We start from the raw sequence: 16444 nt of genomic DNA, 5'->3' as shown, positions 1-16444 counted from the left end.
TGGCCGCCGGAGGCACTCCCCCAAAAGCATTGCCCAACAACGCGGGGGGCTGGTAGAGGCTTGGCATGTGCGGAATTATCGGTTTCATTGATCCCGGTTTGGCGGGCGACGGTGAGGGTGTGCGCGTTTTGGCGCGGCGCATGGCGCAGGCGTTGGCCCATCGCGGCCCGGACGGGTTTGGCGAGTATGCGGACCCGGCTGTGGGGCTGGGCTTTGGGCATCGGCGGCTGGCGATCATCGAGTTGTCCGAGGCGGGCGCGCAGCCCATGGTCAGCCGCTGTGGGCGGTTCGTGCTGACCTACAACGGCGAGTTGTACAATTTTCGGGCGTTGCGGCGCGAGCTTGAGGAAACGGGCGGATCGCATCTGCCCTGGCAAGGCGATTCGGACACCGAGGTGCTGCTGGCCGCGTGTCAGGTATGGGGGGTGCGCGGGGCTCTTGAGCGGGCCGTGGGCATGTTCGCCTTTGGCCTGTGGGACTCGGCGCAGCGGACCCTGACCCTGGCCCGGGACCGCATGGGCGAGAAGCCGCTGTATTATGGCCGTGCGGGCAGGGCGTTTGTCTTTGCCTCGGAGTTGAAGGCGCTGCGGGCGCATCCGGGCTTTGAGGCCGGGCTGGACATGGAATCCCTGGCCCTGTTCTTGCGGCATCAGTATGTTCCTGCGCCGCGGTCCATCTATAGGGATGCGCGCAAGCTGTTGCCCGGCTGCCTGCTCACGGTGGGGGTTGGTGGCGGGTTGCCCGAGCCCGAGGCGTATTGGAGTCTGGCCGGGGTGGCTGCCCGGGGCATGGATGATCCTTTTACCGGCGGCGAGGACGAGGCCCGGGACCGGCTGGAGGCGCTGCTGGGCGAGGCCGTGGCCGGGCAGATGATTTCCGATGTGCCCTTTGGGGCGCTCTTGTCGGGCGGGGTGGATTCGTCGCTGGTCACTGCCCTGATGCAGGCCCAGTCGGCCCGGCCGGTGCAGAGCTTCACCATCGGGTTTTCGGACCGCAATTTCGACGAGTCGGCCGACGCGGCGCGGGTGGCCGCGCACCTGGGCACCGAGCACACGACCCTGACGGCCACGCCCGAGGACGCGCTGGGGCTGGTGGAGAGCCTGCCCGATGTCTATGACGAGCCTTTTTCCGACGCCTCGCAGCTGCCCACCTGCCTGGTTTCGCGGCTGACGCGCAGCCGGGTGACGGTCTGCCTGACCGGCGACGGTGGCGACGAGGTGTTTGCCGGGTACAATCGCCATGTGAGCGGCCCGGCCGTGTGGGCGCGTGTGGCCGGGCTGCCGGTGCCGGTTCGGCGCGGGCTGGCTGCGGCCATGCAGTGGCTGTCTCCGGGCGGGTACGACGCGCTGTTCCGGGCTGCGGGCCGGGTGGTGCCCCGGCTGGGGCAGGTGCGCACGCCCGGGCTCAAGGCGTACAAGCTGGCCGAGGCCCTGCCCGCGTCGGATCGCGAGGATCTGTACTGGCGGCTTGTTTCAACCTGGCCCGACCCGGCGGCGCTGCTGGCTGGCGGCGTTTCGGGCCGGATGGGGTTCGACGCGCCGGGGCTGGCCGATTTCGTACGCTGGATGCAGTACGCGGACAGCGTGACCTATCTGCCCGGCGGCGTGTTGCACAAGGTGGACCGGGCGACCATGGCCGTGTCGCTGGAGTCGCGCGCGCCGTATCTGGATCATCGGGTGGTGGAATTTGCGTGGCGGTTGCCCGTGTCCATGCTGGTGGCTGGCGGCCGGGGCAAGCATATCCTGCGGCGGGTGCTGGACAGGCATGTGCCGCGCGGGCTGGTGGACCGGCCCAAGGCCGGGTTTGACGTGCCCCTGGCCCAGTGGCTGCGGGGGCCGCTCAAGGGCTGGGCTTCGGATCTGCTGGCCCCGGACCGGCTGCGCCGTCAGGGGTTGTTCGACGCGGACGCGGTGGCCCGGCAGTGGGCGGATCACCAGAGCGGCAGGCGGGAGAATCAGTCCAGGCTGTGGGCCCTGCTCATGTTTCAGGCGTGGTCTGATCGCTGGCAGCCGGGGGATTGACCGGGGGGTTTTGGTGTCTTAGCAGAGGTGGCCCATGCCGACGCCCAGCAGAATGGACACCCCGAGCCAGACCACGGTCTTGCAGGCTCCGGCCAACCGGCTCGGGGTTTCGGTGTCCGCGCCTTCGGGGCGCAGCAGGTATTTCCAGTCAAAGGGCGTGGTCTTGCGGGTCATGGCAGCCTCCTCGGGCCAGGGGTTTTCCATGTTCCCTTCATAGGCGTGCGGTCTGGTCCCGTCCAATCGCAATGCGTGAACCGAGGCATAACGAATCCGGATTGCGTCGAGCGGAAAAAGGCTCTAGGAGAGTGGCATGGAACTCTACCAGTTGAGGACGTTCATCGCCGTGGCCGACGAGGGCAACCTGACCAAGGCGGCCGAACGCATCCACGCCAGCCAGCCCGCGGTGAGCGCCCACATCAAGGCCCTTGAGGGCGAACTGGACGTGGTCCTGTTCGTGCGCACCCCGCGCGGCATGCTGCTCACCGATGCGGGCCGGGAGCTGAAAAGCCGGGCCGAGGCCGTGGTCCGGGCCGCCGATGACCTGCTCAACCAGGCCAGGGGTTTCAGCCGCGACCTGACCGGCACCCTGAGCATCGGGCTGAACACCGATCCCGAATACCTGCGCGTGGCCGACCTGACCGGGCGCATGGCCGAGGCTCATCCGCGCCTGCGGCTGAAGCTGGTGCAGAGCACGTCCGGCACCATCCTCAAGGACGTGCGCGACCGGCGGCTGGACGCCGGCTTCTCGTTCTTCGACAACTGTTATGCCGAGGTGGATTCGGTCAAGCTGGCCGAGATTCCGGTGCGCGTGGTGGCCCCGGCCGCCTGGAGCGACCGCATCAGGGGCAAGACCCTGGACCAGTTGGCCGCCCTGCCGTGGATCAAGCCGGACATGGGCTGCCCCTTCATGGTCGTCTTTGGTCAGCTTTTTTCCAGCGCCAGCGTGGAGCTGACGGATTATGTGGAGGTGGACAGCGAGGATGTCATCCGCAGGCTGGTGGTCACGGGCCGGGGCATCTCCATCCTCAAGCAGGCCGATGCCGAGGCCCTGGTGCGCGATGGCAGCGCCGTGATCTGCGACGCCGGGCCCCACCTCTCCCTGAATGTCAACTTCGTCTTTGGCCGAAGCCGGGGGGAAGACCCCCTGGTCCGCGCCCTGGCCGAGGTGGTGGCCGAGGTCTGGCGCGGTGCGGCCCGGTGCGGTTGCGGGGTGGAAAAAACGTCCGGCGGTCGCGACGCGGCCCCAGGAAGCTGATCCCGGCATCCACATAAACGGAGCACAAGAGCCACACAAAAAGGCCCGACCTGAACCAGGCCGGGCCATTTGTATTTTCTGTGCCGGTGGTTAGTCCACCTTGTGGTAGGCCTTGGGCGCGGCGTTGCAGATGGGGCACTTGTCCTCGGGCTTGCCGTCGGTGGTGTGGCCGCACACGGAGCAGATGTAGAACTCCGCATCCGCGAACACGTCGGAGTCGGCCTCCAGGGCCTGGGTGTACAGCGCTGCGTGGATCTTCTCGGCCTCGTTGGCAAAGCCGAAATAGCGCAGGACCGCGTTTTCGCCCTCGGCCTTGGCCTCTTCCATCATCTCGGGATACATGGATTTGAACTCGTAGGTCTCGCCCTCAATGGCGTCCTTGAGGTTCTCCTCGGTGGTGCCGATGCCCTTCATCAGGCGCAGGTGGGCATGGGCGTGGATGGTCTCGGCGGCTGCGGCGGCGCGGAAGAGTTTGGCCACTCCGGGCTTGCCGTCGGCGTCTGCCTTGTCGGCGTAGGCGAGATACTTGCGGTTGGCCTGGGACTCACCGGCAAAGGCATCCTTCAGGTTCTTCAGGGTCTTGCTCATGGTCGCTCCTTGTCTATTGGTCTATGGTGAAAAAGAATCATCCGTTTTGTCTGACAGTGTTGTATCGCAACCGGTCATTGCCAGGCAAGCAAAAAATGATAATAATTACTACATAAGGAGAACGGCCTGAAATTGTACGATTTTCTTGATAGCGTGGAAGGGGTTAGTGGTGGAGCAAATGAAGAACCGCCCCTGCCCGGAGGAAAGGATGAAATCCGGGCAAGGGCGGCTCCAACCCGCAGTGGAATGGGGCATGGCCCCTGAAAGATCAGAATCCGCGTGTGAAGAGGGTCAGGGCAAAGGCGGCGACGCCAGCGGTCACGGCCTCGCTGGCCCTGCGGATGCGGGCGCGGCGGCGGCGCGGGATGTGCGCGGTGCGCGCGGCGTTTTCAGCGCGGCGCTGCATGGCCATCATCGAGAGTCGGGTATCGCAATCCATGCTCATGGCTGTCTCCTTTTCCTGCCCCCGGGTCGGGGGTGCCGCCGTGTGGGCGGTTTTCCATATCTGCATATCTACGGAACCTGTTGAAACCAATCCAATTGTATTGTTCGATGCTCTCCTTCAGCTTTTCTGATCAAGGTGCCGGATCTGTATCGGGGTGGGTGATTGACTTTTTGGTCGGCGTACCGGAGAAGGGGCTATGGAACTCTATCAGCTCAAGACCTTTGTGGTGGTGGCCGAGGAGGGGCACCTGACGCGCGCGGCCGAGCGGCTGCACGCCAGCCAGCCCACGGTCAGCGCCCATATCAAGGCCCTGGAGGAGGAGCTGGAGACCCGGCTCTTCATCCGCACCCCCAAGGGCATGCGCCTGACCGAGGCGGGCAGGCGGCTGCGCGACAAGGCCGGGGAAGTGCTGCGGGCCGCGCGGGAACTCAAGATCGAGGCTCGGAACATGGGCGGCGAGCTGGTGGGCGAGCTCTCCATCGGGCTGAACACCGACGCCGAATATCTGCGCATCGTGCCCCTGCTCAACTCCCTGGCCGAGCGCCACCCCAAGGTCACGCTCCAGATTCTGCAAAGCGCCAGCACCGTGGTCCAGAGCCAGATCATTCAGGGCAAGCTCGACTGCGGGTTCATCTTCGGCCCGCCGCGCAACGCGGACCTGCTGGCCCTGCGCCTGGAGGCCACCCGCTTCTTCGTGGCCGTGCCCGACATCTGGAAGGAAAGGATCAAGGGCGGGCTGGCCGCCCTGGCCGAACTGCCCTGGATCATGGACCCGAGCGACAACCCGCTCCAGCCGATCATCGGGCCGTTCTTCGCCTCGCGCAACCTCAAGCCAGCCTACGAGATCGAGGTGGACGGCGACGAGGTCATCCGGGTGTTGGTAGCTGCGGGCAAGGGGGTGTCCCTGCTGCGCGAGAACGAACTCAAGGCCGCCAACCGCATCGGCGTAGTCCACGCCGTGCCCTTTGAGGGGCTGACCATCGACCTGCATTTCGTCTGCCTCAAGCGGCGCGACCAGGACCCGGTCATGCACGCTGTCATCGACCATGTCCGCAAGGTCTGGGGGCTGGAGTAGCGGAGGCTGGTTCCCGGCGGCTCGAAGCTGACCCGGCCGGGCTCCCGTGGGTTCAGAACTTGTCTTTCACCTGCCGGAAGAATTCCTGAAGGAAGCGGGGCGAGGTCTGCTCGCCGTTGACGTCGAGGCGGTCGAGGAGCACCACCAGGTTGCCGCGCGGGGTGGTGGTGGAGTCAAAGTGCAGGGCGTGGGCGTCGCCGCCCGGCGTCTGCATGGAGAAAATCCAGGTGTCCTCGTCGCGGTGCCAGTTTGACAGGGACGCGCCGCTCTCTTCGGCCTCGCGCACCAGCACCTCCACGAAGCGCCCCAGGGGCATCCTGCCGGGCACGCCCAGGAACTCGCCATGGTCGTTGCGGATGACGATGGGCGTGTTCAGGAAGGCATCGGACGGCCGCTCCAGGGAGGCCGGGCCCGGCTTTGGAGTGTCCGGCGAGACCGGTTTTTCCAGGGTGTAGGATTTTACGCTTCCGCCCGGGCTGGTGACGTTGACGATCTTCCTGGCCCGGACCGGCCGCTCGGGCTGCGGCGCGGCGGTGTCGCCGGTCTTGGCGTCGGCTGCGACTCCGGCACCGGCACAGGCACCGGGCCCGGCATCGGTCGAGGAGGACGCCGCGAGAGTGTCCGATGCCGGGGCGGTGCGTGCCAGGAGAAGGGAAAATGTTTCGTTGTTCTGCTGCTGCACCTCGATCAGCCGCTGCACGGCGGTCTCAAGGGCTGCCAGCCGCTGCCCGGCCTTGGCCTGGGCCGTGGCCAGCCCGGCCATGCCCTGCATCATCTGCCCGGCCGTGGCAAAGAACTTGTCCAGGTATTCCTGGGAAACCACGCCCGGACCGGGGGCAGACGCCGCAGCGGCCGCCTCGTCCTGGCGGGGCGGGGCCGCAGTCCGTCTGCGCTCGGTCGGCGATTCCTTGAAGTGTTCCTTGAGGATTTTCAGGGTCTCGTTGACCGACATGCCCTTGTCAAAGCAGTCGCGTATCCTGAGGCAGACATCGGCCGCCTCCTTCCTGAAGCGGATGGGCTTGCCGCGCGTGAGCACCGGGATGAAGCCCGGGAACTTGCGGCGGTAGCTCTTGATGGTCGTCTCCGAGACCTTGCAGAGGGCGGCCAGATCCCTATGGGTATATGCTTCGTCCATTGTTTCCTGCGTCCCGTCCGGGCAGCGCTGCGCGCCCGACAGTGCGGTCCATGAGGCGCAGCCGCCTCGGGCGGATGCGCAGTTTGCGGCTCCAGACACAGGAAACCGCATCAGCTCCCCGGGCAAGCTCCCGGGTCCAGGTCAGGCTCCGGCCGAGCCGGACAATCACTTTCAAGGGCGTGGGGGCCATCTCCAGGCGTACTTTCACAAGACCTCCCGGTTGCGCCATCGTCACCAATCGTCACCCTGCCCAGACGCTACGAAAAGACAAAAAGCAACTTATCGAATCCTTATCCCGAAAAAGTCTAGAAGTCAACGCCACCCCCTTGCTTTTCTGAAAATTTCCCTCGGGGCGAGGGGCCTGCCGCTGTCCGCCGCCACCTGCCGTGAGCAATCGGCAAGCCTGGTCTTCATCTCGGGGCCTGTCAGGCACACGGGTCGGGAAAAAGCGTTCGAGTGTCAGGCGCGAAAAATGGGCAAGCCCGAAGCATTGCGCTCCAGCGCCCTGCCGCCCATTCCGGCCCGTCTGGCGTAAATGGTGCGAGTGCAAGGCGCGAAGCGCATCCAGGACCGAAGCGCACGCGCGGATTGCGAAAAAGTGTTCGAGTGCTAGGCGCGAAAACAGGGCAAGACCGAAGCGTAGTCTTCCTACGCGAGGGTTTGCCCTGTTTGAAGCAACGACGCAATCGGACGCTTTTTCGCAATCCGCTAGAGGTGGCGGGAGATGGCGGCGTGGATTCGGCGCGACGCGGACTCGTTGCCGAACATGCCGACCCGCACCGTGATCTGGGTCTGGTTGTCGCCCACAAGCTTCATGGAGATGATTACCGTGTCGCCGGAGAGCTTGCCCGTGATCTTGCCCGAGGTGCCGTCCTTGGCTGTGCTGGTCACCGGGATGGTCAGTTCGCGGCAGGCGGCCAGGGAGGCGTCGTAGCTCTTCTGGAGCGAGGCGGAGTAGGTGTTTTTGGCCTGACCGTCGAGGTACACATAGGTGCCGGTGGCGGCGGCCCCGCCCACGAGGATGGCAGCGCATCCGGCGGAAAGCAGAAGCGTGGCCAGGAGCAGGGCGGTGGTCATGGCGCGGGTGATGGGGTGCATGGTCTCTCCTTTGCGATCAGTGGAGGGTGATGGACACGACGTCCTTCTTGTACACGACAGCGGTTTCAGGCTGGTAGTTGTTGCGGTTGAGGGTGACGAAGGTATAGGTGTTCGGGCTGTCCGAGCCCAGGTAGAGCCGGGCGTCGGTGAAGAACATTTCCTTTCGGCCCCTGTCCACCACGGTCAGGGTGTTCTGGTCCCTGAAGGAGATGGACGCCCACAGTTGCAGATCGCTCAAGCGCGTGAAGCTGACCACCGTGCTGGAGCGGCCGTTGAGCTTGCCCGAGAGGTAGATGTAGAACTTGCCGAGCTTGACGAACTCCATGATCTCAAGGACCGTGCCATCGCGCAGGGTCATGGAGCCCAGGGGCTCCAGGCGCAGGTCGTCCCTGATGACGCTGACGTAGCCGGACGAGCCCGGAGCGGTTCGGTTCTGGCTCTCGTCGTCGGGGTCGAAGCCTTCGGCCTCCTCGCGCATCCGGTCGGTGTCCGTGTCGTCGGGTCGGGCGTCTTCGGGCAGGGCGGCGTCCTGGCCGTCCGGCTCGGGCTGGTCCTGGCGGGATGCGGCCTCGTCGGCTTCGGCGCGCCCGGCCGGTTCCTGGTCCTGATGAACCGGTGCCGGGACCGGCGCGTCGTCGTAGGTGTCCAGGGCCAGGGCGCTTGCGGCAAAGGCAAGCAGGAGCAGCAGGGTCGGAAGCAGAATCCGCATGTATCCTCCGGGAAAAGGCTGGCGGCATGGGTTGCCGTGACGGCACGGTCGTAGCACAGGCCCGGCAAAAAGTCTAAACTCGAAACGGCCCGCAGCTGGCTGGCCGGGCCGACCTTTACAAAACCCCTTGAGCTATATACACCATTCGGACACCAATAATTCAAGGGGTTGCGAGTGATATCCAAAGTGGCCTGCGCCGCCCTCATGGGCATCGACGCCTTCAAGGTGGAGCTTGAGGTGGATCTGTCCCGCTCGGGCATGCCCTGCTTCACCATGGTCGGGCTGGCCGAGGGCGCGGTCAAGGAAGCCAAGGAGCGCGTCTTTTCGGCCCTGAAGAACTGCGGGTTCAAGGTGCCGCCCGCGCGCATCACCGTTAATTTGGCCCCGGCCGATGTGCGCAAGGAGGGCAGCGCCTATGATCTGCCTCTGGCCGTGGGCATCCTCTGCGCCATGGGCGTGATCCCGTGGGATGCTGCCGAGGGCTGGTACATGGCGGGCGAGCTGTCGCTCACCGGCGAGCTCAAGCCCGTGCCCGGGGTGCTGCCTCTGGCCCTGGCCGCTCGCGCGGGCCAAGGGCGCGGCATCATCGTGCCCATGGACAACGGCCGCGAGGGCGCGGTGGTCAAGGACATCCCGGTCATCGGGGCCACGGACCTGGGCCAGGTGGTGCGCATGCTCCTTGGCGAGGAGGCGGTGGAGCCTGCGGCCGTGGACATCGACACCCTGTGGGCCGAGCGCCAGACCTTCCTGAGCGATTTCGCCGAGGTCAAGGGCCAGGAGCACGCCAAGCGGGCCATCGAGATCGCGGCCGCCGGGGGGCACAACCTGCTCTTCATCGGCCCGCCCGGCTCGGGCAAGACCATGCTCGCCAAGCGCATCCCCACGGTGCTCCCGCCGCTGCGCTTCGAGGAGGCGCTGGAGGTGACCAAGATATATTCCGTGGCCGGGCAGCTGCCGAGTGGTCAGGCCCTGATGGTCACGCGCCCCTTTCGCACCCCGCACCACACCATTTCCGATGTGGGCCTCATCGGCGGGGGCCGCTACCCCCAGCCGGGCGAGACCTCCCTGGCCCACCGGGGCGTGCTCTTCCTCGACGAGATGCCCGAGTTCAAGAAAGCCGTGCTCGAGGTCCTGCGCCAGCCCCTGGAGGACGGCGAGGTGACCATCTCCCGCTCCCTGGTGTCGCTGCGCTATCCGGCGGACATCATGCTGGTGGCGGCCATGAACCCCTGCCCTTGCGGCTACCTGACCGACGACACCCACCCCTGCACCTGCTCGCCCCTGGCCGTGCAGCGCTATCGCTCGCGCCTGTCCGGCCCGCTGCTGGACCGCATCGACTTGCAGGTGGAGGTCCCGGCCGTGCCCTATGACGACCTCAAGCAGACCCGTGGCGACATCGACTCGGCCACCATGCGCGCCCGGATTCTGGCGGCCCGGGACATACAGTCAACGCGCTACGCGGACCAGCCCATCACCCTCAACTCCGAGCTGACCGGCTCGGCCCTTGAGGACTGGTGCCGCCTAGGCGAGACCGAGCACGCCTTTCTCAAGCGGGCGGTGGAGACCCTGGGCCTCTCGGCCCGCGCCTACGTGCGCATCCTGCGCATCGCCCGGACCATCGCCGACCTGGACGCGGCCGACTGGATCGGCCCGGCCCATCTGGCCGAGGCCATCAACTACCGGAGCATGGACCGGCAGGGCTAGGTTGGGCGGGGCGGATCACTCGGCCTTGTCCGCGCCTTGCTCAAAGGTCAGGATGTCTCCGGGCTGGCACTCCAGGGCGCGGCAGATGGCGTCCAGGGTGGAGAAGCGCACGGCCCTGGCCTTGCCCGTCTTGAGGATGGACAGGTTCTGTTGGGTGATGCCCACGGCGGCCGCCAGCTCCTTGGAAGACATCTTCCGCCTTGCCAGCATCACGTCGAGATTGATGTGTATGGTCATGACTTCCTATACCGTCAGGCGCTGCTCTTCCTGAAGTTTTCTGCCCTCATCCATGACCTTGGAGATGAGGATGATCATCAGGCCGACCACGACCAGGGTCACGTTGCTGTCTTCTATGGCGAGTGTCACCATGCGCTCGCCCTCAGGATTGTGCGCGGTCAGGGCCAGGGTCTGCAAGGCTCCGGCGGGCAGGGTCAGTATCTGCTGCGCCATGAGCGCCCACCCGATGTCGCGAAAGCAGGCCACGTTTTCCTGCTCGAAGAAAGCCCCGGCGGCGTAGAGGTCGAAGAGACGCCACAGCGACCGATACGCATACATGACCGCCGCGCCCGGCAGCATGGCCGCGCCGAAGCAGGCCAGCCGCTGCCACGTTCCCAGAGGGGGGTCCGCAGAAAAAAGCCCGGCCCTCTTGAAGGCGTCCAGTTCCAGCCATTGGCCCCCGGTTCCGGGATCGGCAACCAGCCACACGGCCAAGACGCCTATTGGATACAGGAAGAAGAGAACGCGGAAGAGCAGAGCGAATCGTTTGCTTGGTCTTTGAATGCTGTTCACAATCGCCTCCTTGCTGTTTAGCGACGTTATTTTCTTGTTAGTCAATAAATTTTTGTTGAATGTCAAGAAAAAGGTCATGACTTCTGTGCGCCGCTGCCGGAGAGCGGCGAAGCCGGGCGGGAGGGGGTTTGGTTTGCGGCGGAGGGCATCCGGGCCGTGCGCTGCCCGGGCCAGCCATTTGCCCGGACCATCGCCGACCTGGACGCGGCCGACTGGATCGGCCCGGCCCACCTGGCCGAGGCCATCAACCACCGGAGCATGGACCGGCAGGGGGAGGTGAGAGGCGGGTTCCCCTTTGCCCATGCACTCCATCAGTGAAACAGGAACTCACACATCGACGAGCCACCGGGTGGCGCTCAGTCGCCCCGGTGGCAATCCGCCGGATTCCCCGCCGCCCCGCATCACGGCGTCATCATGGCGTCGTCAGCGCGCCATCAGCGCGAACACGCCCCAGCCGAGGTATTCTCGGGTGTACGCGGCGTAGCGTTTCGGTTCCACGGTCAGCTTGGCTCGAACCTCTTTCGCGAAGTCGTCGTCGGGATTCGATTCAAGCCATCGGCGCATGGTGAGCCACTTGGCCGCCTCATACCTGTCCCAGCCTTCCTGGTCTGCCAGAACCATTTCCACGACATCGTAACCAAGGCCGTCGAAAGACGCGAGAAGCTCTGGAAGCATGAGAAAGTCGGAAATAGACCCGGCTTCGCATCCCCTGGCAATGTCTTCCGTCGGTGGCATTCGCAACCAGTATGGTTCGCCGACAAGGATGATTCCGTTGGCGCAGAGATTCTTCGCCAGAAGCTCGATGGTGCCGACCACTCCCCCGCCGATCCATGTGGCGCCGAGACAGGCTGCCACCTCGACCTTTTCACCCGCGACATAGCCGACAGCGTCGCCGTGGATGAAGACGACCTGATCGGTGACCCCGAGTTCTTCGGCGCGGAGTTTCGCGTGCTCGGAGAACAGCCGGCTCATGTCGATGCCGACGCCCATGATTCCGTAATCGCGTGCCCAAGTGCACAGCATCTCGCCTGAACCGCTGCCGAGGTCGAGGATACGAATTCCCGATTCCAGGCGCAACGCCGCGCCGAGTGTGGCGAGCTTTTCTGGTGTGAACGGGTTATGGATGCGGTGAGCACTTTCGGTAATGGTGTAGATGCGTGGGATGTCCAATGCAGAATCTCCTATTACTGAGTTATGCCGTGAAGTGATTCATCCAAAATGCCAGTTTTTGCAGAGCAGCTTCTGGAAAAGATGTTACCATGTCAAGAATCTGAACAATGAGCATGCATTGATTCCTTCTCGACAATGTGGTTGAACAGTGTACACGCAGTCATACTCCGTACAGTCACAGTGCGCACGCTCCTTTTTGATTCAGAAAAGAAAAAGCGCCCCGACCGAAGTCAGGGCGCTGGATGTTAGCCGGTTTTGCTGGCATTGACTATTTTGTATATTGCCTTTTCTGACAAGAAGTATTGCTCGGCCAATTCAGCAACAGAGCAACCCGCCAAACGCTTGGACAGGATTTCGCTATTGCGTGCCCGAATGGTTTCTCTTGTCCGTGTATTTGCACCCCACGGCTGTTTTCTTTCTTCTTTGCGCGGGATGTAAATGTATTCACCGTCTATATACTGCTGGACTGCACTCAATACATTGTGAGGCAAGATATCAATTGCTTTCTTGTAGCTCATTATGCTCCTCCTGTTTTTGTGTCAGGATCGAGCAAGAGCTATTGCCTAAAAGATCATGTTGTTATGCAATAGCCCTTGCTATGCATAATGAACAGAATCCAAATGCGTAAACATCAAGTCTCCTTGGTAATGGTTTCCAAAATAATATGTTTATCCGAGGGGTCTTGTCAATGGACGCATGCCATTGCCCGCGAAAGGCATTCATTAGGGTCAAAGGCTTGTCGGCTTGTCGTGTCGCCATCGGTCTGAGCTCCTGCTCAGTCCAGGGCCTTGACTCCGCCCCGGCCCGGGCGTAGCCCGGAGTGACCGCCCCTGCCATCGGGCGCGGAAAATCCGCCACGAGGAATCCCATGTTCGGCACCCACGATCTTGCGCTGTTTGTTGTCTCCGGCCTGCTCCTGAACATCACGCCGGGCCAGGATGTGGCCTATATCGTCAGCCGCAGCGCGGCCCACGGGCTGCGCGACGGGTGCGTGGCCGCGCTGGGCATCGGGGCCGGGTGCTTTGTGCATGTGTTTGCGGCAGCGCTGGGGTTGTCTGCCATCCTGGCCACCTCGGCCACGGCATTTCTGGTGGTCAAGCTGGTGGGCGCGGCCTATCTGGTGTGGATAGGCGCGGTCATGCTCCTTGGCCGGGGCAATGGCCGCGCTCCCTCGGACGGAAAGGGCGGCGAAAGGCTGGCCCGGGTTCCGGCCCGCAAGGTCTTCACCCAGGGGTTTCTGACCAACGCCCTCAATCCCAAGGTGGCCCTCTTCTTCCTCGCCTTTCTGCCCCAGTTCGTGGATGCCGGGTCCGGTTCCATGGCCTTTCTGCTGCTGGGCGTCATCTTCACGGTCAACGGCACCCTGATCAACCTGCTCTGGGCGTGGTCCGCGGCCCGGCTCTCCACCATGTTCGGCGGCGGCGGGCGCTTTGGCGTCTGGATCAAGCGGGCCGTGGGCGCCCTCTTTGTCAGCTTTGGCCTGCGGCTGGCCCTGGCCGATTGACAGGACCCAGGCGGCCGGGAAGGGCTTTGGCGCGGCGCATTTTCGGGATTCGCGGCAGGTCGCACGGCACGACTTCAGACCCCGGCCATGCGCCGGAAGCCGCCCCGGGGGCGGGGTGCGCACCGGATGGGGGCCGGTGGGCGTCTAGCGGCGGGGGCGGGGTTCTCTGGGCCGCGCTTCGTTGACCTTGAGGGTCCGTCCGCCCATGTCCTTGCCGTCCAGGGCCTCGATGGCCGCCAGGGCGTCGGCGTCGTCCATTTCCACAAAGCCGAAGCCGCGAAAACGGCCGGTCTCGCGGTCTTCCACCAGTTTCACGGCCACAACCCGGCCAAAGGCGCCGAACATGTCGCGGATGTCGTTTTCGGAAACGCTGAAGGGAATGTTGCCGACATAAATGCTTTTCATTGCAAGAGGCTCCAAATGAAATGGGAATCCGGCGGGAAGGGGCTGCCCGCCGGGTCGCTCCCGGCGGTGCGGCGGCCGCCCCGCGCCAATGCCAGCCCGTGCGCCCGGCCCGCCCATGGCGAGGCAGGAGCGCAGAGTAATACTGCCGTTACGCCAGGGCGATTGTTTCGTCAACCCGATTCCCGTTTCTCCAGGCGTTCTTTCCGGTTGGGAGCCCCTGTGCCTGGTTCGGGCCGGGCTCCTGGCGGCCCCTTGCCCTTTGCCCATTACCTATGTAGAGGTAGAGCCCTTTGAAACCGTCATTTTGCAGGCTGGTTAAAAATGTTCGAGTGCAGTTTGAGCCGTTGATGAGCCGTCTTCGGCGAATCCTACGGATCAAGACAGCAGCGATAGGCGCGAAAAAAGGGCAAGACCGAAGCCCTTGAGCCGTTGGCGAGTCTTCGAGCCTTACGGATCATGAGAGCAGAGATGTACTTCCTGTACGCGAGGGTTTGACCTTTTTGAAGCAACGCAGCAATCGGACGTTTTTAACCAGCCTGGTAGAGCCCTGCCGCCCCCAGGGGCGAGCATCATCGCAAGGAGCAGTCCATGGCAACCACCGTTGAAGAGATCACCATCAATTATTCCGAGGATAACCAGCTCATCGTCAAGGAGCTGGACAAGGTCGTCCTGTCCAAGGGCGCCTGGACCATTATCGTCTTCCGCTACCAGGAGTTCAATCGCGCCAAGGGCGAATTCGGCCCGGAAAAGTTCTCCATCCGCCGCTACCAGAAGGTGGACGGCACCTACCGGCCCAAGTCCAAGTTCAACATCTCGAGCCAGGCCCAGGCCCAGAAGATCGTCGAGGCCCTGGGCGCCTGGATCGACTAGCCGGGCCGACCGCCCGGACGAGGCGATGATGGCGGCGCACAGCGGCAGCGCTTTGGAGCAACCTGGCGGCCCGCTGGGCGCGCACATGTCCATTGCCGGGGGGCTGCACATGGCCTTTGCCCACATCGCGGCCGTGGGCGGCACGGCCCTGCAGCTGTTCACCCGCAACCAGCGCCAGTGGCGTATCCCCGAGCTTTCGGCCCTGGATGCGGCCCTCTTTGCCGAGGCCTGGGCCCAGTGGGGCGACCACCCTGTGGCTGCCCACGATTCCTACCTGATCAACCTCGCCTCGCCCGACCCGGATTTGCATGAGCGCTCCCTGGCCGCCTTTGCCGAGGAGCTGCGGCGCGTGGAAACCCTGAAGATCCCGTATCTCGTCACCCATCCCGGCTCCCACCTGGGCCAGGGGGTGGAGGCGGGCACCAGTCGCTATGCCGAGGCTTTGGACCGGGCCATCGAGCGCTCGGGCACGAGCCGGGCCATGGTCCTGCTGGAAACCACGGCCGGTCAGGGCACCAACCTCGGGGCGCGCTTCGAGGAGCTGGCCCGGATCATGGAACTGTCCCGCCACCCGGACCGCCTCGGCGTGTGCTACGACACCTGCCACACCTTTGCCGCAGGCTACGACATCCGCACCCCGGAGGCCTACGCCGAGACCTTCGAGGACTTCGACCGGGTCATCGGGCTGGACCGGCTGCGCTTCTTCCACCTCAACGACACCCTGACCGGCCTGGGCGCGCGCAAGGACAGGCACGAGCACATCGGCCAGGGGGCCATCGGCCTTGAGGGATTTCGCCTGCTCATGCGCGATGCGCGATTCGCCGCAGTGCCCAAGGTGCTGGAGACGCCCAAGGACACGGACCTGGCCGACGACGTGCGCAACCTGGCCATCCTGCGCGGGCTGGCTGGCGATGCCGGAGGGCTGCCGTGAACCGGCTCGACGCCATTGTCTTCGACTTTGACGGCACCCTGGCCGAGCTGACCCTGGATTTCGACCTGATGAAGCGCAAGATCGCGGCCCTGGGCGAGGTGTTCCTGGGCGAGCGGCCCGAACCGGACGGCACGCCCGCCCTGGAGTGGCTTGATCAACTGGTGGCCCGGGCCATGGAGATGGACCGCGACGAGGGGCTGGAGTTCGCCTCGCGCGGCAGGCTGGTCCTGGCGGCCACGGAGCTGGACGCGGCCCGCGAGGGGCGGCTTTTCGCCTTCACCCGGCCCGCCCTGGCCCTGCTGCGCGACCGGGGCGTGGCCACCGGGGTCATCACCCGCAACATTTCGGCGGCCGTGCGCCTCGTGTTTCCAGACATCGATGCCGAGGTCGGGGCCTTTGTGGCCCGGGAGGCGGCGGTGCGCGTCAAGCCGGACCCGGCCCACCTGATGCAGGTCCTTGAGCGGCTGGGCGCGGACCCGGCCCGGACCCTGATGGTGGGTGACCACCCCATGGACGTGGAGACCGGCCGCCGCGCAGGCGCCCTGTGCGCCGCCGTGACCAGCGGCCACCAGGGTGCCGACGCCTTTGCCGCCCTCAAGCCGGACTTCATCGCCCCGGACGTGGCCGCGCTCCTGCCCCTGCTCGACGAGGCCGGGCTGATCTGATTCCGACCCTCCGGCACCAGGAAAAACAAAACGGCCCGGCGCGTCAGCACGCACCGGGCCGCTCATTCGTGACAGGGCAG

General features: G+C 64.9%; 20 protein-coding genes. 9 read left to right on the top strand and 11 right to left on the bottom strand.

Annotated features, from left to right (window positions below; translation table 11 throughout):
• Positions 1-65 precede the first annotated feature (65 nt).
• Complete coding sequence (gene asnB / locus QQS14_RS06380) at positions 66-2021, top strand: asparagine synthase (glutamine-hydrolyzing) (protein WP_285906133.1); 1956 nt, start codon at positions 66-68, stop codon at positions 2019-2021.
• 18 nt (positions 2022-2039) lie between these two features.
• On the opposite strand, the gene QQS14_RS06375 is transcribed toward asnB, so the two are convergent.
• Positions 2040-2225: a hypothetical protein gene (locus tag QQS14_RS06375; protein ID WP_285906132.1), complete on the bottom strand. Its 186-nt coding sequence runs from the start codon at positions 2223-2225 to the stop codon at positions 2040-2042.
• Positions 2226-2331: 106 nt separating this feature from the next.
• Between QQS14_RS06375 and QQS14_RS06370 the strand changes: the two genes are divergently transcribed.
• Entirely contained in the window at positions 2332-3276 is a 945-nt protein-coding gene (locus QQS14_RS06370) for a LysR family transcriptional regulator (protein ID WP_285906131.1), read from the top strand.
• A gap of 90 nt (positions 3277-3366) precedes the next feature.
• Here the strand turns inward: QQS14_RS06370 and QQS14_RS06365 are convergent, their stop codons facing one another.
• Positions 3367-3864, bottom strand: a complete 498-nt coding sequence (locus QQS14_RS06365) for a rubrerythrin family protein (protein ID WP_285906130.1) — start codon at positions 3862-3864, stop codon at positions 3367-3369.
• Positions 3865-4132: 268 nt separating this feature from the next.
• On the bottom strand, positions 4133-4309 hold the full coding sequence (locus tag QQS14_RS06360) for a hypothetical protein (protein ID WP_285906129.1): 177 nt from the start codon (positions 4307-4309) through the stop codon (positions 4133-4135).
• A 196-nt stretch (positions 4310-4505) separates the two neighbouring features.
• Here QQS14_RS06360 and QQS14_RS06355 point away from each other — a divergent pair, with 196 nt between their 5' ends.
• Positions 4506-5384, top strand: coding sequence for a LysR family transcriptional regulator (locus QQS14_RS06355; protein ID WP_285906128.1), 879 nt, complete (start codon positions 4506-4508; stop codon positions 5382-5384).
• Between the two features lie 52 nt (positions 5385-5436).
• Here the strand turns inward: QQS14_RS06355 and QQS14_RS06350 are convergent, their stop codons facing one another.
• The 3 genes from QQS14_RS06350 to QQS14_RS06340 form a co-directional block, all read right to left on the bottom strand.
• Positions 5437-6519, bottom strand: a complete 1083-nt coding sequence (locus QQS14_RS06350) for a MerR family transcriptional regulator (RefSeq protein ID WP_285906127.1) — start codon at positions 6517-6519, stop codon at positions 5437-5439.
• Positions 6520-7227: 708 nt separating this feature from the next.
• The gene (locus QQS14_RS06345; protein ID WP_285906126.1) at positions 7228-7617 is read right to left on the bottom strand and encodes a DUF3568 domain-containing protein; all 390 of its coding nucleotides are present in this window, start codon (positions 7615-7617) and stop codon (positions 7228-7230) included.
• A gap of 16 nt (positions 7618-7633) precedes the next feature.
• Complete coding sequence (locus tag QQS14_RS06340; RefSeq protein ID WP_285906125.1) at positions 7634-8326, bottom strand: hypothetical protein; 693 nt, start codon at positions 8324-8326, stop codon at positions 7634-7636.
• Between the two features lie 174 nt (positions 8327-8500).
• Between QQS14_RS06340 and QQS14_RS06335 the strand changes: the two genes are divergently transcribed.
• Positions 8501-10030 carry a YifB family Mg chelatase-like AAA ATPase gene (locus tag QQS14_RS06335; protein WP_285906124.1) on the top strand — a complete coding sequence of 510 codons (1530 nt, stop codon included), beginning with the start codon at positions 8501-8503 and terminating at the stop codon, positions 10028-10030.
• A gap of 15 nt (positions 10031-10045) precedes the next feature.
• Here the strand turns inward: QQS14_RS06335 and QQS14_RS06330 are convergent, their stop codons facing one another.
• A complete protein-coding gene (locus QQS14_RS06330; RefSeq protein WP_285906123.1) occupies positions 10046-10267 on the bottom strand; it encodes a helix-turn-helix domain-containing protein in 222 nt (73 codons plus the stop codon).
• Positions 10268-10273: 6 nt separating this feature from the next.
• Positions 10274-10819, bottom strand: a complete 546-nt coding sequence (locus QQS14_RS06325; protein ID WP_285906122.1) for a DUF2975 domain-containing protein — start codon at positions 10817-10819, stop codon at positions 10274-10276.
• A gap of 156 nt (positions 10820-10975) precedes the next feature.
• Here QQS14_RS06325 and QQS14_RS06320 point away from each other — a divergent pair, with 156 nt between their 5' ends.
• The gene (locus QQS14_RS06320) at positions 10976-11137 is read left to right on the top strand and encodes a magnesium chelatase subunit ChlI family protein (RefSeq protein WP_285906121.1); all 162 of its coding nucleotides are present in this window, start codon (positions 10976-10978) and stop codon (positions 11135-11137) included.
• 105 nt (positions 11138-11242) lie between these two features.
• On the opposite strand, the gene QQS14_RS06315 is transcribed toward QQS14_RS06320, so the two are convergent.
• Together QQS14_RS06315 and QQS14_RS06310 are read right to left on the bottom strand one after the other, a co-directional pair.
• On the bottom strand, positions 11243-11989 hold the full coding sequence (locus QQS14_RS06315; protein WP_285906120.1) for an SAM-dependent methyltransferase: 747 nt from the start codon (positions 11987-11989) through the stop codon (positions 11243-11245).
• 245 nt (positions 11990-12234) lie between these two features.
• Positions 12235-12507, bottom strand: a complete 273-nt coding sequence (locus tag QQS14_RS06310) for a CD3324 family protein (RefSeq protein ID WP_285906119.1) — start codon at positions 12505-12507, stop codon at positions 12235-12237.
• A 350-nt stretch (positions 12508-12857) separates the two neighbouring features.
• Here QQS14_RS06310 and QQS14_RS06305 point away from each other — a divergent pair, with 350 nt between their 5' ends.
• A complete protein-coding gene (locus tag QQS14_RS06305; protein WP_285906118.1) occupies positions 12858-13493 on the top strand; it encodes a LysE family translocator in 636 nt (211 codons plus the stop codon).
• Positions 13494-13637: 144 nt separating this feature from the next.
• Here QQS14_RS06305 and QQS14_RS06300 read toward each other — a convergent pair whose 3' ends face one another.
• The gene (locus QQS14_RS06300; RefSeq protein WP_285906117.1) at positions 13638-13898 is read right to left on the bottom strand and encodes an RNA-binding regulator; all 261 of its coding nucleotides are present in this window, start codon (positions 13896-13898) and stop codon (positions 13638-13640) included.
• 588 nt (positions 13899-14486) lie between these two features.
• On the opposite strand from QQS14_RS06300, the gene QQS14_RS06295 reads away from it, so the two are divergent.
• The 3 genes from QQS14_RS06295 to QQS14_RS06285 are packed head-to-tail and all read left to right on the top strand — an operon-like array spanning position 14487 to position 16364.
• On the top strand, positions 14487-14768 hold the full coding sequence (locus QQS14_RS06295) for a hypothetical protein (protein WP_285906116.1): 282 nt from the start codon (positions 14487-14489) through the stop codon (positions 14766-14768).
• Between the two features lie 28 nt (positions 14769-14796).
• Positions 14797-15699, top strand: a complete 903-nt coding sequence (locus QQS14_RS06290) for a deoxyribonuclease IV (protein ID WP_285906115.1) — start codon at positions 14797-14799, stop codon at positions 15697-15699.
• A complete protein-coding gene (locus QQS14_RS06285) occupies positions 15696-16364 on the top strand; it encodes an HAD family hydrolase (RefSeq protein WP_285906114.1) in 669 nt (222 codons plus the stop codon). Before QQS14_RS06290 ends, QQS14_RS06285 begins: the two co-directional genes overlap by 4 nt.
• The last annotated feature ends 80 nt before the right edge of the window (positions 16365-16444 follow it).

Source organism: Pseudodesulfovibrio pelocollis, from assembly GCF_030282845.1.
GTDB lineage: Bacteria > Desulfobacterota > Desulfovibrionia > Desulfovibrionales > Desulfovibrionaceae > Pseudodesulfovibrio > Pseudodesulfovibrio pelocollis.
Note: the sequence above shows the minus strand (reverse complement) of the source record. Positions and strands in the feature narration are given on the sequence as shown.